Source organism: Neobacillus drentensis, assembly GCF_036962765.1.
GTDB lineage: Bacteria > Bacillota > Bacilli > Bacillales > Cytobacillaceae > Neobacillus > Neobacillus drentensis_C.
The window spans coordinates 24,710-40,695 of the sequence record NZ_JBALOS010000144.1; the positions used below are offsets into that span (position 1 = coordinate 24,710).

Here is a 15,986-nt window from a genome sequence, read left to right on the forward strand (position 1 = left end):
ACCCGGTAACGTAAAAGAGTTCTACGTGACCAAAAAGAGTCAGGATTAGAGTGTCCGGTCACGTAAAAAGGTTCTACGTGACCGAAAAGAGTGAGGACAAAAGAAAACCGTCACGTAAAGGAGTTCTGCATGTTCGAACTTAAACCAGTAGCTAAAATAGAAAGGAGCACCATGATGGCTCAACTTACAGGAAAATCCATTTATTTGACCGGAGGTGCCTCCGGAATCGGAAAAGCTGTCACCGAGGCATTTGTGAAAGAGGGTGCTGTTGTCACCATCCTTGACCGGTCTCAAGCAGGACTAAATGAGCTCAAACAACAATTTGGTGAACAGGTTCAATGCATTGAAGGCGATGTGACCATCTATGAAGACCATGTGCGAGCAGTACAAACAGCTGTCGAAATCTATGGGAAATTAGACGTTTTTGTGGCTAATGCGGGTGTATTCGACGGATTCGCCAAATTTGAGACAGTCACCCCGGAAGCGATGTCAGATGCCTATGATCTTCTATTTAATATCAATGTAAAAGGCTATTTTAATGGGGCCAAAGCAGCCACCGCGGAACTTAAGAAAACAGCCGGGAATATGATTTTCACTGTCTCAGGTGCAGGCTTCTATCCGGATGGCGGAGGGGTTTGGTATACGGCAAGCAAGCATGCGCAAATTGGACTCATGCGCCAACTGGCGTTTGAATTAGCACCGGAAATCCGAGTGAATGCGGTGGCACCTGGAGGAACCTTAACAGCACTCCATGTCATTCCTCCACTGCAGCCTTTTGTAAAAATGGTCGATAATGAAACGAAAGAGAAAAGCATAAAAAAACGGAACCCACTGCAAATTGCGATGAAATCGGAAGACCATGTGGGGGCCTATCTTCTACTTGCTTCCGATCAGGCCCGTGCAATTACGGGTGAAGTGATTTCGAGCGATGGAGGATTAGCGGTTCGCGGGCTTGGGTGATGAGGATATAATAACTGGGGGAATAAACATGACCGAATCATTGACGGAAAAAAAGCCGTTAGCTGGAAATAACGTCATTAATCAAATTGCATTCGTTGTTCGTGATATTGAGCAAGCATCCGAGGCATTTGCGAAGCTTCTCGGGATACCGGCACCTCAATGGTTTTTAACAGGCGACAGTGAAGTTTCTAGGGTGGTGTTTCGCGGTCAGCCAACTGATTCCCGTAGTAAATTAGTATTTTTAAATACCCCAACAGTGCAAATTGAATTGATTGAACCTAACCAAGAGCCTGGCACAATGCGCGAATTTTTGGATACGGTGGGGGAAGGAATCCATCATATCGCCTTTGATGTGGACTCTATTAAAGAGAAGCTGCCTGTTTTTGAGGAGAACGGATTTCCGTTGCTGCAGAGTGGCGAATTTACATCTAGTGATGGAAGTTATGTTTATGTGGATACGTTAAATAGTCATAAAATACTATTGGAACTGCTAGAAAGTGCTGAACCGAGGGATACGGCACCTAAAACAGGTGTCTTCACTCCCTTACTGGGAACCAATAAAGTCGAGCAGCTGGCCATTGTCGTCAAAGATCTAGATGCAGCAGCCGATGCGTACTGCAAGTTACTAGGTGTCAAAAAGCATCCAGTGATTCAATCCGGGCCAAGTGAGCTTACTCAGGTTATTTTTGAAGGAAAGCCAACTGAGGCGGACTCTAAATACATGTTTATAAATACCCCATTACTTCAACTTGAATTAATTGAGCCGGGTGATTCACCAAGCACGTGGAAAAAGCACCTTGAAACACAAGGTGAGGGTGTCCACCATATATCCTTTGTGGTAAATAATATGGAGGAAAATGTGAAATTATTAGAGGACATGGGTTATCCCGTTATTCAAAGAGGAAACTTCTGGAATGGTAAAGGTAGATATGCCTACATGGACACAACCTCTACATATAAAGTAATCATCGAATTACTTGAAAGATTTTGATTTTAACACCAGAAATATAAGTTCAAAAAAAGTTGATTTAGTGATTATAAATCAACTTTTTTTGATTTAGTATCCTAATATTTAAAAGAGCTGGTAAAAATGAGTAAAGTGAATGTGGGGATTAATGTAACTGATATAAATGAATCAGCATGCTGTACAGCGCAACCAGTAAAAGAAGAAATCAAAAACTCTTCATCTTGTTGTTGATAAGTTTGGATACCAATCAGATACCTATGAACCTCTTGTTCAATATCAATGTTGGGTGCAGCAAATAAAAAAAATTTTAAACCTACTTTGTTGATTGTTTTAATAGGAATGGAAGCGCTCTTTCAAAAAAGATTACTATTATCTGATGATTGACAAAATAAAGATAGATTAGTAATATCAACCTAACTTAAAAAACGATTATAAACTTATCGAGAGCGACCGAGGGACTAGGCCCTATGACGTCCGGCAACCCCCTTTTAGGGAAGGTGCCAATTCCTGCAGAATGACTTTCATTCTGAAAGATAAGTCGAAATATCCATTTGTATTTCGATGCCCCTTTCAGTTGAGAGGGGCATTTTTTGTTTGGAAGCTATCATTATTTCAAAATATAGAATTTGAAAAAAAGAGGTAATCATATGATTGAGATTCAGAATCTTTCAAAGGTTTACACAACAAAAAATGGCACGGTGAAAGGTGTTGATGAGGTTTCGCTAACTGTACAAAGTGGCGAGATCTATGGAATTGTCGGCTATTCCGGTGCCGGAAAAAGTTCGTTGCTGCGCTGTATCAATCTGTTGGAGCGGCCCACAAAAGGAAGCATTACCGTTGATGGCATTGATCTTACTTCGTTAAAAGGTGAGAATCTGCGTTTAGCCCGGTTAAAAATTGGCATGATTTTTCAGCACTTTTATTTAATCAGTCAAAAAACAGTGTTTGAGAATATTGTGTTTTCCTTGAAAGCTGCCAACTATCCAAAGAGCCAAATAAAAGAACGAGTGGAAGAATTGCTTGAAACAGTAGGACTTGCGGATAAACGAGATGTGTACCCTGCACAGCTGAGCGGTGGACAAAAACAACGGGTGGGGATTGCACGAGCCCTTGCTAATAATCCGAAGGTGCTATTATGCGATGAAGCGACCTCAGCACTTGACCCGACCACAACCAAGTCAATCTTAAATCTTTTAAAAAAAATCAACAAGGAACTGGGCATTACCATTGTATTAATCACGCATGAGATGAATGTTGTAAAGGAAATTTGCCACCGGATGGCGATCATGCAAGAAGGAAAGGTCATTGAAGAGGGAGCGGTATATGATATTTTTGCCAACCCTCGGGCCGAACTCACAAAAGAGTTTATTGATAGTGTTGTTTCTTATGACATTCCGGAGGCGATTTTATCTAATTGTGATGGACCGATCATCAAGGTCTTATTCAAGGGGAAAGTTGCCGGAGAGGGTGTCATTTCCGATATGCTCAAGCAATTTAACGTTAAAGGTAACTTTCTGCATGGTTCGATTGAATATATTCAAGAATTGCCGCTTGGCATTTTTATTATGGAACTGAAAGGACCGAAGGAAGAAGTGAAAACGGCGCTTCAGTATATCGAAGACCGGGCAGCACAAGTGGAGGTGTTACGCGATGGGCTTTGATTTTAATCATCTTGTGGAGCTTATTCCTGATATTAATACAGCTTTTGTACAAACCATTTATATGATTCTCATCTCATTAGTCATCTCCATTGTTATTGGATTGCCTGTGGGGATTCTCTTATATGTTACGGACAAGGGCTTGTTTTTGCAAAATCGCTCGGTCCAGCTTTCCGTGGGATTTATTGTTAATCTTATTCGGTCCATTCCTTTCATTATTTTATTGGTTGCGTTAATTCCATTAACAAAATTTCTAGTTGGTACAACCATTGGACCAACTGCTGCAAGTGTTTCGCTTTCCGTTGCTGCGATTCCTTTCTTTGCTCGGATTGTCGAGACTGCATTAAGAGAAATCGATAAAGGCGTCATCGAAGCAGCAATTGCCGCTGGTGCTACCCCATGGATGATCATTAAAGATGTCCTGCTCCTTGAAGCAAGATCGGGGATTATCTCTGGGATTACCTTAACACTCATTAGTTTGGTTGGATTTTCTGCAATGGCCGGTACAGTTGGGGGCGGCGGAATCGGCGATTTAGCGATTCGCTTTGGTTATTATCGTTATGACAACACAATCATGGTTGCCACGGTTGTCATTTTAATTGTTTTAGTTCAGTTTGTTCAGCTTTTTGGCGATTTCATCGCCAAAGTTGTCGATAAAAGAAAATAAACAGAAAGAGGGAAAAAGTCATGAAAAAGTGGTTTTTAGCAATGAGTTTACTTTTAGTCGTAGCTGCTTTAACAGCGTGCGGCAGCTCAGGTGAGGAAAAGGCAAGTGCTAATTCAAAGAATATTAAATTGGGTGCCACAGCGGGTCCGTATAGCGATATGTTGAAGAAAGCGATTGTACCAAGTTTAGAAGAGAAGGGCTATAAAGTAGAGGTTGTTGAATTTAGTGATTATATTCAACCAAACAAAGCGTTAGATAATGGTGATATTCAGGCTAACCTCTTCCAAAACACCATTTATCTTGAAAGTTTTGCGAAGGAAAATAATATGGAATTAACCAAGTTGATTTCTGTTCCAACGGCACCTATGGGGCTTTATTCAAACACTTATAAATCACTTGATGAGGTGAAGGATGGGGCAACGGTTACCATTCCCAATGACCCGACAACTGCCGCTCGTGCCTTGAATACGCTCCGCGATGAAGGCCTGATTAAAATCAATGAAAAAGCAGAGCCGATTAGAGTGTCAGAGAAGGATATTACTGAGAATAAGAAAAACTTGAAATTTCAGCCGATTGAAGCAGGTCAGCTGCCTCGTTCTGTCGACAGTGCTGATATAGCTGCAGTACCTGGAAACTTCGCTCTTGCTGCTAAGATGGACCTGCTTAAAGCACTAGCGCTTGAGAATATGCTTGATCCTTACCGCAATGTGGTTGCCGTCAAAACAGAAAATAAAGATTCTCAGCTGGCGAAGGATATTAAAGCCGTTGTCGAATCGGATAATTTCGAGAAAATCATTGATGAACAATTTAAAGGCTTCGGAAAACCGGAATGGATGACTAAGTAACAGGAATTTTATACTACTAATAATCGGGATTCCCATAGTCACTTAAAGGAATCATCTCGTTTAACGAATGCTTACATCCAATGAATGTATCTTTCATTGGATGTAAGCATTTTTATTGAGGGGATGGAGAAAGACCAGTTGCCACTCGATTATTGTCGAAGTTTAAGAAGTTTATAGCCTATAGATAGTGATAAAATGGAAAAATAGTATAATAACTATTTTTATAGGAGAAAAGTAATTTATCTGCATTGGAGGGCTAGGCATGCTTGTTAAGGTACTTATTGTTGAAGATGAGTTAGTTGTCCGCAATGGAATCTCCAATTTTATTAAAGAAATGGGCGAACCTTTTGACCTGATAGGAGCAGCCTCTAATGGCGAGGATGCTTTAAAAATAATTCAATCACATTCCCCTCATATTGTGATTACAGATATAAAGATGCCGAAAATGGATGGACTATCCTTGGTTGAAAAAGTTAAAAAAATGTATCCAGATATAATCATCGCCATCCTTAGCGGCTATGCAGATTTTACCTATGCTACTAGGGCGATGCGTTTTGGTGTCTCCGATTATTTATTAAAACCGATTAACAAAGAAGTATTTGGAACGACCTTAAACAGGCTTATGGGTGAAGTTGTCAAGGGCTCGGTTAAATACTCCCATTTGTTACAGAATCAACCCAAATGGGATATGGGGCTAATCCGCCTGGAATCGGAGCTCCTCGATTGTGTGGAAATGGCCAACAAATCTGGATTAACAAATAAAGCACAATTATTTATTGCAGAATTAAGAAAGCGTTCCCAAAACGATACCATTAAAGTATTACCGTATTTGACTGATTTCCTGGTATCGCTTCGAAAAAGGATCATCACTAATGATGAACTAAGAGGTTTCATCGAACCGATCATTGAAAAGACGATTGAATCGATTGTTCCTGAGACAGATTTTACTAGGATTGAGGAAAAAATCAATTGCTTACTTGATTCAAGTGTTTACATTGTTGGTCAGTTTAAAAAAACTACCTCTCCTGATTTAGTCATCAGATGCAAAGAAATCATGGACGCCAATTATAATAAGGAAATCTCCTTACAAGAGGTGGCCGAAATCATTGGTGTGTCAGCTGCTCATTTAAGCAGAGTCGTCAAAAAAGAACTCGGGAAGAATTTCACCGAATATATTGTTGACTTACGAATAGAAAAAGCCAAGAACATGCTAGAAGCGACCAATTTTAAGGTAATGGACATTTCCAAAACAGTGGGCTATGACAACCCTGATTATTTTTCAAGAATCTTTAAAAGACAATGCGGGATCACTCCACAGGATTATCGTCACGATTTCCTAACAAAGGGTGCCCGCCAATGAGCAAGGGGACCCTCTATCAAAAAATCATTTTCACACTGCTATTTCTTACGATGATGCCTTTACTTTCGGTTGGCTATTTGGGGTATGAATACTTTTCTAGCATCCTAGAAGAGAAAATAGTTAAATCAAACACTGAAACAATCGCACAGATTCAGGCTCGCTTAGACAGTTACATTACAGATGTCGACTCGGTTGCGAAAACCGTTGCCAATTATGGAGAGTTTCAACTTCTTGTAAGTGAACCTCATGCCGAGAATTATCTTCTTTATGCACAAACACAAACCTTTGTGGCCTTTTCCAAGTTAATGATCCTAACCCATCAGGACATCCAGAGAATCACGATTGTCAGAAAAGATTTGTCCCGAATTGATAGTATGGGAAGATATTTGCCTACCGGGGGCAATCTGAACAAGGGGAAATTTGCGAGACTATTAAAATTAAAAAAACCAACCGTCCTATCTCCAGAATTAGGTGAACAATCACGCTGGGTTATTCCATATGTTCAATCTATCTTAGATCCGGAGAACGGCCAGGTAATTGGTGCGGTGATTGTTGATCTTGACCTGCAGCAGATTCAAGACTACTTACAAGACTCGAAGCTGCTTCAATCCGGATTTATTGTTGTTAAAAATAATCAAGGTGAAGAAATATATGCACCGAAAAATTTTAATAGCGAAAAGCTATTGGCGCCATCCTCGAAAAGAGATAATTATTTTCTGAATCGGGATGGGAAGAAAGAGTTGGTGATTCATACCACATCCTCGTTATCGAATTGGCACATTAATGGTGTGGTTCCTTATCAAGAGATTTCTAATCAATTACAGAAGACAAGAAATATTGTGTTCCTGTTTGCTTTAATCATTATTCTTGCGGTCGGAGGAGTAGCTTTATTTCTACGGACGTATCTAGTCAGACCGATTCAACGATTGCAAACACTAATGTTTGATGTCGAGAGCGGCAACTTAGCTGCGAGGTCGAATTTTAAGCGGAATGATGAAATTGGTAAGCTAGGGAAAAGTTTTAACCATATGATTGAGCAGCTCCAGCAATTAATCAATGATATTCGGGTCTCAAGGATGAACGAATCACAAGCTAAATTACTGCAAAAAGAAGCACAGTACCAGGCACTCCAGGCAAGAATTGCCCCGCACTTTCTTTATAATACACTTGACTCTGTCAGCTGGTTGGCTAGGGATAAGGGGATCCGTGAAATAACGGCTGTCGTCGATTCATTGGCAGGCATGCTCCGCTATAGTTTAGACCGTTCGACTCCTTTAGTGAAAGTTAGTGAGGAGTATCAGCATGTCCTCCTCTATAGCGAAATTATTCGTTTTCGAACAGGGGATAGCATAGAGTTCGACTTTCATATACCTGACGAATTACTAGAGCAATTAATTCCGCGCTTTACGTTGCAGCCGCTGGTAGAAAACGCTGTTCAGCATGGCTTGGAGCCTCTTGGTGGGAAGGGGAAAATAAGAATTTCTGCTTTTGTTGAAGAGAAGCACCTATTCTATGAAATCTCCGATAATGGAATCGGATTAGAACCCGAAAAAATAGCGGAATTAATGATGTTTTTAGCTGATCGGAAAGATGAAAGCCCCTCATATGAAAAAATTGGACTGGCTAATGTCCATAATCGAATCAGGATGACGTACGGTGAGAATTATGGGCTGTCTATTTTTGAAAATAAAGAGTATGGATTGACGATTCAAGTGAAGCTTCCACTTGCGAGTAATTTGAATTATCAAAAAAGTGAAGGAATCATATCAAAATTGACAGGTTCCCCTGCTTACAATAACTTGCCATAATAATAGTAACGTAAGCGCTTACATATTTTCGTGAAAAAGGGGGAAAGGGAATGAAAATTAGCAAGTGGTTACCTGCTGTGGCCGCATCTTTATTGTTGATATCTGGCTGCAGCTCAACAAGTTCAGGTTCTTCCAGCTCGAAGGGCAATGTTGAAATTTCACTCTATGCAAACAACCAAGGTGGGACAGAATATTTAAACTATCTGCAAAATGATGTCATTAAAGGATTTGAAGCAAAAAATCCAAACATTAAAGTCAAGCTTGTTAAAAACTCGGATCCCGAGGGTCTCGCAAAGCAGCAGTTAGCTGCAGGGGGAGGACCGGATGTTGTTAATTTAAATGGACCTACCTCCGCCCAGGATTTCGCGGCCGCAAACTATTTGCTCCCACTTGATGAGTATGCAGAAAAATATAAGTGGGCGGATCGCTATTATCCGTGGGCCTACCAAACCGTTCAAGCGAATGGAAAGCAGGTTGCGCTGCCAGGCTCCTATGAAACATTAGTAGTTTACTATAACAAAGATATGTTCAAGCAAAATGGCTGGGACATTCCAAACAGCTATGATGAACTAGTCGCGCTTAGTAAAAAAATGGATGAAAAGGGCATCATTCCATTTGCGTTTGGAAGCTCTGACTTTAAAGCAGCCAATGAATGGTGGTTGTCTCTAGCCTTTAATGAAACGGTTGGGGCTGACGACTTTAAAAAGGTATTAACTGGGGAGATCCCTTGGAATAGTCTGGAAATGAAGGATGCCATCACAAAATTGAACAATCTTTGGAAAGACGGGTATATCAATGATAAACAATCCCAAGCCATTACGCTTGATGACGCCACTACTCTATTTATGAGTGGGAAAGCTGCGATGAAAATGGAAGGGACTTGGATGCTATCGACGTTAAAAGGGAGTCCACCTCCATTTGATTGGGACGTGTTTATTATGCCGTCTTGGAAAGATGGAGTTGAAGCTAACCTGCCACTTGCATTAGGTGCAGCTGTTGGTATTAACAAAAATTCTAAGCATCCGGATGAAACAGCCAAATTCCTTGATTGGATGCATACTAATGAAAATGCCCAAAAACTCCTGGAGTTAGGCGGTTTCCTTCCAATTAATGGCTTGAAAGCTGGGAATCTTGAACCGCATGTTCAAAAATCTTTTGATCTATTAAACGAAGCAATGGAAAATAATCAAACGGGCTATGCTGCTTGGACGTATTGGCCGCCATCCACTGAAACCTTTGCATGGAGCAATATTGAATCCGTGTGGCTGGGACAGATTGATGTTGACACCTATTTGGATAAATTACAAAAAGAATTTGAAAAAGATAAAGAGAAAGGGAAGCTATTTAAATTTAATTAGGAGGAAATTTTTCCTCCTCTTTTTTTCTCAAATTTTCTAATTGAAAGGAGGAACTTCTAAGTGAGTGCAGATTTAGCCGTTATGAAAGAATCCGTACACATACCAAGGAAGAATCGCAAAAACTGGAGAAAGGCAATTGTCCCGTGGCTATTTCTTTCACCAGCTTTGTTTTTAATCATTCTAGTAGTAGCAGGTCCAACGATCGGGACATTAATCCTATCCTTAACCGACTGGGATGGCATTCAGCCGCCAAAATTCATTGGTTTAGAAAACTACCAAACTCTCCTTTCAGATCCTAATTTCTTTGCTGCACTGGGCAATAACTTTAAGTGGATGGCCCTTTTTTGCACCGTACCCATTATATTTGCGTTAATCATTGCCTATATGGTGAGTAAAGTAAAACGAGGTCAAATGTTTTACCGTTCGACTTTCTTTCTTCCCCAAATCGTTTCAACCGTTGTGAGTGCGAAAGTTTGGGCTTGGATTTATAACCCGTTTTTTGGGATTAATACACTTTTAACGAAATGGGGCTTCCATAATGTGCCCATGTGGTTAGGAGATCCTGCGATTGCCTTGCTTTCTGTTGCATTAGTCGATGGTTGGCGCTACTGGGGATTTTTGATGGTCCTTATCTTAACGGCCCTTCACCAAACGGATAAAAGTTTGGAAGAAGCGGCGATTGTCGAAGGTGCGAATAAGATCCAAATCTTCTGGTATGTGATTCTTCCGCAATTACGACCAACACTGATGTTGATTCTTATGTTAACGATGATCTGGTCATTTGCTGCCTTTGATTATGTCTTTGTCATGACGAATGGCGGCCCAGGAAATGCGACGGAATTAATTAGCACCTACATGTACAAGGAAGCTCTGCAAAATCAAGCACCTGGTTATGCGAGCTCGATTGCTTTAGCGATGGCGGTTCTGAGCGGGATTATCATTGCGATTTTCGGAATCATGAAAAAGAAAGGATGGGAGATGTGATGAAAAATAAACCCTTTGAGGTCGTTTCCCGTCACTTCTTCCTGTTTTGTGTCTTTCTCTTTGCAGTAGGTCCGCTCGTTTTGTTATTGATGAATGCCTTTAAGCCGAAGGACGAGTTTTTAACGAGTCCATTTGGTGTGCCTTCTAAAATCACGTTTGAAAATATGGTCGCTGCCTGGACGGAAGGGGCCTATGGTCAGGCCTTTATTAATAGCTTACTAGTGGGAGTGGCTACGATCATTATTGTTTGTATCAGTGGTGGATTCGCGGCCTATGCCTTATCGAAATACGAATTTAAAGGACAAAGCGCGATTATGGCATTTTTACTGCTTACCATGTCTGTACCTATGGGATTATTCCTCGTCCCACTATTTTATGTGTGGCAGAATTTACACCTTATGGATTCCTTATTTGGTCTGATTATCATCTATAGCGGAATCTTCCTGCCATTTAATATTTTCCTGCTTCGTTCCTTTTTTATAGGGATTCCAAAGGAGCTTCTCGAAAGTGCGCGGGTAGACGGCTGTAATGAATTTCAAGTTTTTATGAAATTAATGATTCCATTATCCAAGCCTGTATTTTTAACGGTGGCCTTATTGGTTGGCCTTTGGACCTGGAATGAATTTTTCTTTGCAAATGCGTTTATTCAATCCGATGAATTACGCACGGTTTCAACAAAGTATCTTGCTTTCGTTGGAAGCTTTAGTTCTGATTGGAGTAAGGTCTCGGCGGCAGGTCTTATTTCCACTCTGCCAATGGTCATTCTTTACCTTTTCTTACAGCGTCAATTTATTGAAGGTCTTACTGAAGGAAGTATTAAGGGATAATAAGGGGGAGTTTGAATGAGTCAATTAGATGTAAATCAGATTGAAAATGTAAAGAAAGGCAGCCGTATTCCTGCTGATTATATTGAAAAAGTGTACGCGGGCTGGCTGGGAAAGGTCATCGGAGTCCGTCATGGCGGTAACGTTGAAGGCTGGTCCTATGAACGCCTGGAACGAACATATGGGGAGATCACCGGCTATTTACATGAATTTAAAAACTTTGCGGCCGATGATGATACGAACGGACCGATGTTTTTCCTACGTGCCCTCGAAGATTTTACCCACACCAGTGACATAACGGCTGAACAAATGGGGTTAACACTATTAAATTACGCTCCTGATGGGCACGGCTTCTTTTGGTGGGGCGGGTACGGGAAATCGACGGAACATACGGCCTACCTTAATTTGAAAAATGGGATCACGGCTCCTCGTTCTGGATCAATAGAACAAAATGGTCATGCCGTTGCTGAACAAATTGGCGGTCAGATTTTCATCGATGTCTGGGGACTGGTGGCCCCAGGAAATCCAGAATTAGCGGCCGAGTATGCTGGTAAAATGGCCAGCGTTACCCATGATGGCAATGGAAAATACGGCGGCGAGTTTATTGCAGCTTGTATTGCGCAAGCATTTGTGGAAAAGGAGATCGAAAAAATCATTGAGGCAGGTTTGTCGGTGATTCCAGCGGATAGTGAATATACACGGATGACCAGGGACGTGATTCGTTTTTACAAGGAGAATCCATCCAATTGGCGTGACTGCTTTAAGTTTGTTCAAGTGAATTATGGCTATGACCGTTATCCAGGTGTCTGCCATATCATACCGAATTCGGCTGTTATTGTCCTGTCCCTTTTATATGGAGAAGGTGATTTCAGTGAATCGATTAACATTTGTAATATGTGCGGCTGGGATACAGATTGTAATGTGGCCAATGTCGGTACAATTATTGGTGTTCGAAACGGAATCGATGGCATTGATGAGAGCTGGAGAAAACCAATTAACGATTTTCTCTGTTGTTCAAGTGTAATCGGATCCCTTAATATTGTCGATATTCCATGGTGTGCGACTTATATTTCTAAGTTGGGCTATTTAATTGCTGGGGAAGATGTGCCGACGGAATGGGCCGCAATCCTGGAAGGAAAGGCACCGCGTTTTCATTTTGAATATCCTGGTTCCACACATGCATTCCGCTTAGAGCATAATTCGAAGTTGAATGTGCATATAACGGGTACGCTTCAAAACTCAGAGGAGTATTCCGATATCGGAAAAAGATCCTTAAAAGTGGTCTTTGATACTGTTCAAGGCGGCGACTCCTATCGTGTCTATCATAAAACGTATTACAAGCCGGAAGATTTTAATGACAGCCGCTACGATCCAAGCTTTTCGCCGATTGTTTATCCAGGGCAATCATTAGATGCAAAGGTACTCGTTCCAGAGGATCTTGGTATTAGTGTGAAAGCTCGTTTATATGTGAAGGATGGGAATAAGGGGACCTATTTTTACGGAGAAGAAGAGATTGTGGAACTAGGTAAATTCTGCTCACTGTCGTATGTCATCCCTGCTTTGAAGGATGTTCATATTGAAGAGGCGGGGGTCGAATTCATTCCTGTCGTCGACAGATATTATACGGGAAGCTTAATCGCTTATATCGATTCCTTCGATTTTTCAGGCGCACCTGATTATGAGATTCATTTTAAAAATGAAAGAATGGAGTTTTGGACCCCGCTTCATTTAGAAGTTAGTCAGTTTACTTATCTGCGCGGAATCTGGAGCTTAGAGGATGGCGAATTAAGCGGCAGCTACCACGGAGAACCTGCCGAGTGTTATACAGGCGATCGGGAGTGGAGGAACTATCAATTCTCTGCAGAAGTAAAGCCTAAGCTTGGTGAGCATCATAATATTCAATTCCGTGTCCAAGGCGGTATTCGTTCCTATGCTGTAGGGCTCGCACCTAATCATGAAGTTGTTTTATATAAAAATGAGAACGGGTACCGTTCGTTAGCTTCTTCTAGTTACCTTTGGGATGAACAGCAGTCTTATCAATTAACGGTTGAAGCGCAGGATAATCATTTCATCGTGTCCGTCAATGGTGATAAGGTTATGGAGTATACTGACAATGATAACCCTTATTTATTTGGCCAGGTGGGTTTCTCTAACTTTAACGGAAGCCATACCCATTATGCAGGGTTTTCGGTGAAGGGTTTGTAGGAATTGAAGGGAGAGAGGCCCGAGTATGAAAGGGTCTCTTTCCATGTTAAAAAGGGGAATAAATCAAGTTGAGCAATGCCGGGTGTATCATTTTTAAAATGGGGCGGATAACAATGAATATTCTCGTAATCGGAAGTATAAATATGGATATTGTTAATCGGGTTGGAAAGCACCCGCTTCTAGGTGAAACCATTAAAGGACTGGGAACGATTTACTCGCCAGGAGGAAAAGGTGCCAATCAGGCGGTGGCGGCTGCATTAGCAGGCGGCCAAGTGACGATGCTGGGGGCGGTTGGGAAAGATCCGTTTAGTTTGGAGTTAGTAGCTTCATTAGAAAAATCGAATGTTAATACGAGTGAAATGATTATAAAAGAAGGAACATCAGGAATGGCCTTTATAACGGTTGATGAGGCTGGAGAAAATTCGATCATCTTATCGGAAGGATCTAACGGGCAGCTTTCCAAAAAGGATGTGGAAGAACGGTTAAACTTATTAGATGAAGCAGATATTCTTTTATTACAAAATGAAATCCCGTTGGAAACGACTTTATTTGTCCTAAAAGAAGCAGCGCGGCGGCAGGTCCAAACGTATTTTAACCCTGCACCTGCTTTGAAAATCCCAACCGATGCTTTTCCATTGATTGATTTTCTGATTTTAAATGAAACCGAAGTAGAGGTAGTTACAGGGATTCGGATTGATAAGGTAGAAGCACAAGAGCGGGCGATTAACTGGCTTATTAACCACGGGGTAAAGGCAGTCATTTTAACTCTCGGTGAGCAGGGTTCACACTATTATTCCACAATTGAATCAACGATCCTCACTCCCGGGTTTAAGGTGAACGCGGTTGATACAACCGCTGCTGGAGACACGTTTATCGGTTCGTTTGCGGCAGCTAAAGCTTCTGGAAAGGGTACGAAGGAGGCACTTTTGTTTGCCACCGCTGCATCAGCAATCACTGTTACACGGGGAGGAGCGCAAAATTCGATTCCAATGAAGAAAGAAATTGAGGAGTTTCTACAAGAAAATAAGGAGGGCTTATATTATTAAGGCTATTTTCGCATAGAATGTTGTTTTCGTATAAGTTCATTAACCCGAATAACTTGATGTCGTTGCGGCGTTGGCGGGAATCCCGCATCGATTGAATGATAGTATTTTAGGACTTTATCTGTCTGAACTAGGTTCCTCCAAAAGTCAGATTGGCAGTGCCTGGATGTTTGCCTCATTGAGTGAGGTACCTATTTTTGCCGTTTCGGTCTTCTTATTTAGAAAATATCATCCGGTTTTTCTGATTACGATTGCCACCATCTTGTATACGATTCGGTGGGGGGCTTATGGTTATATCCAAGATCCAACAATTATTAGTGTTTTACAGGTAAGCCAAGGTGTCACGTTTGCTCTCTTTTTTGTTGCTTCGATGGAGTATATCTCCTAAATTGTTTCGGATGAAGTAAAAGCCACATCTCAAACCACCTTTGCCGCTGTCTTTGGGGGAATCGGCGGGATTATTGGAAGCATAGCTGGAGGAATGCTTCTAGATCGACTAACCCCTAATCTAGTCTATTTTGCCAGCAGTGTCATTTCACTCTTTTCCATAATTGTGGCAGCTTCGATTTTGGTTAGGGTGATGAAACAGAAAAAGTTGGCTACATTATAGGTTACTGAATCTGAAAATTGATCCAGAGCTCTGGTTAAGGGGGGTGGGACCTATAAATTTTGCCGCCCCTCTGGAGCATAATGGAAGCGCGTAAAAGCTCCTTACCGGATTATTGCACTGAAAAAGATGTAAAATAAGAAGTGATGAATGGGTAAGATAAAAAGGTGAAAGGGGTATGAGTATGGAGTTAACAATCAACTGGAAAGAGAAAATGGCCTTTTCGGGGGTGTCACCGTCCGGGCATGAATTTACAATGGATGCTGCACCTGAAGTTGGCGGAGAGAATTCCGGTCCAAGACCGACGGAACTGTTGCTGCAGGCGGTTGCCGGCTGCACAGGGATTGATATAATCTCAATCCTGCAAAAAATGCGCCTCGAGCCTACCGCATTTCAAATGGATGTGAAAGGAGAACGTGCCGAGGAGCATCCGAAGCGCTTTACAACGATTAATATTCATTATGCCTTAGACGGAGAACTGCCTGAGGATAAGGTAGTCCGGGCAATTCAATTGTCGAAAGACAAATACTGTTCCGTCTCCCATTCCTTGAATGCAGAAATCACCGTAAGCTATTCGATCAATGGGGTAAAAGGGGAAAAAGCGATATAACTTTTAAAAAAACTTTTATTAAGTTCACTGTGATCGATCCAGAGTGCCCGAGACTAGCCATTTTTCCTGTGATCGGTCCCTGTGAGCCTC

At 41.5% G+C, this 15,986-nt stretch carries 14 protein-coding genes and 1 riboswitch; all 14 genes read left to right on the top strand.

Annotation, left to right across the window (positions count from 1 at the left end; all coding sequences use genetic code 11):
* Window positions 1-129: 129 nt before the first annotated feature.
* Window positions 130-960: an SDR family NAD(P)-dependent oxidoreductase gene (locus tag V7137_RS18030; RefSeq protein ID WP_335699373.1), complete on the top strand. Its 831-nt coding sequence runs from the start codon at window positions 130-132 to the stop codon at window positions 958-960.
* Between the two features lie 28 nt (window positions 961-988).
* Window positions 989-1,951 (top strand): VOC family protein, encoded by a 963-nt coding sequence (locus V7137_RS18035; RefSeq protein WP_335699374.1) that lies wholly within the window; start codon window positions 989-991, stop codon window positions 1,949-1,951.
* A gap of 410 nt (window positions 1,952-2,361) precedes the next feature.
* A riboswitch (SAM riboswitch) is annotated at window positions 2,362-2,467 on the top strand.
* 107 nt (window positions 2,468-2,574) lie between these two features.
* On the top strand, window positions 2,575-3,588 hold the full coding sequence (locus tag V7137_RS18040; protein WP_335699375.1) for a methionine ABC transporter ATP-binding protein: 1,014 nt from the start codon (window positions 2,575-2,577) through the stop codon (window positions 3,586-3,588).
* Entirely contained in the window at window positions 3,578-4,252 is a 675-nt protein-coding gene (locus tag V7137_RS18045; protein WP_335699376.1) for a methionine ABC transporter permease, read from the top strand. Before V7137_RS18040 ends, V7137_RS18045 begins: the two co-directional genes overlap by 11 nt.
* A 20-nt stretch (window positions 4,253-4,272) precedes the next feature.
* Window positions 4,273-5,097 (top strand): MetQ/NlpA family ABC transporter substrate-binding protein, encoded by an 825-nt coding sequence (locus V7137_RS18050; protein WP_335699377.1) that lies wholly within the window; start codon window positions 4,273-4,275, stop codon window positions 5,095-5,097.
* A gap of 262 nt (window positions 5,098-5,359) precedes the next feature.
* The gene (locus V7137_RS18055; RefSeq protein ID WP_335699378.1) at window positions 5,360-6,457 is read left to right on the top strand and encodes a response regulator; all 1,098 of its coding nucleotides are present in this window, start codon (window positions 5,360-5,362) and stop codon (window positions 6,455-6,457) included.
* On the top strand, window positions 6,454-8,265 hold the full coding sequence (locus tag V7137_RS18060; protein ID WP_335699379.1) for a cache domain-containing sensor histidine kinase: 1,812 nt from the start codon (window positions 6,454-6,456) through the stop codon (window positions 8,263-8,265). Before V7137_RS18055 ends, V7137_RS18060 begins: the two co-directional genes overlap by 4 nt.
* A 50-nt stretch (window positions 8,266-8,315) precedes the next feature.
* On the top strand, window positions 8,316-9,623 hold the full coding sequence (locus V7137_RS18065) for an ABC transporter substrate-binding protein (protein WP_335699381.1): 1,308 nt from the start codon (window positions 8,316-8,318) through the stop codon (window positions 9,621-9,623).
* Between the two features lie 60 nt (window positions 9,624-9,683).
* A complete protein-coding gene (locus tag V7137_RS18070; protein ID WP_335699383.1) occupies window positions 9,684-10,607 on the top strand; it encodes a carbohydrate ABC transporter permease in 924 nt (307 codons plus the stop codon).
* Window positions 10,607-11,434 carry a carbohydrate ABC transporter permease gene (locus V7137_RS18075; RefSeq protein WP_335699384.1) on the top strand — a complete coding sequence of 276 codons (828 nt, stop codon included), beginning with the start codon at window positions 10,607-10,609 and terminating at the stop codon, window positions 11,432-11,434. Before V7137_RS18070 ends, V7137_RS18075 begins: the two co-directional genes overlap by 1 nt.
* Before the next feature lie 15 nt (window positions 11,435-11,449).
* Entirely contained in the window at window positions 11,450-13,636 is a 2,187-nt protein-coding gene (locus V7137_RS18080; RefSeq protein WP_335699385.1) for an ADP-ribosylglycohydrolase family protein, read from the top strand.
* A gap of 113 nt (window positions 13,637-13,749) precedes the next feature.
* Complete coding sequence (gene rbsK / locus V7137_RS18085) at window positions 13,750-14,682, top strand: ribokinase (protein WP_335699386.1); 933 nt, start codon at window positions 13,750-13,752, stop codon at window positions 14,680-14,682.
* 70 nt (window positions 14,683-14,752) lie between these two features.
* A complete protein-coding gene (locus tag V7137_RS18090; protein ID WP_335699387.1) occupies window positions 14,753-15,067 on the top strand; it encodes an MFS transporter in 315 nt (104 codons plus the stop codon).
* Window positions 15,068-15,470: 403 nt separating this feature from the next.
* A complete protein-coding gene (locus tag V7137_RS18095) occupies window positions 15,471-15,896 on the top strand; it encodes an OsmC family protein (RefSeq protein ID WP_218346049.1) in 426 nt (141 codons plus the stop codon).
* Window positions 15,897-15,986 lie beyond the last annotated feature (90 nt).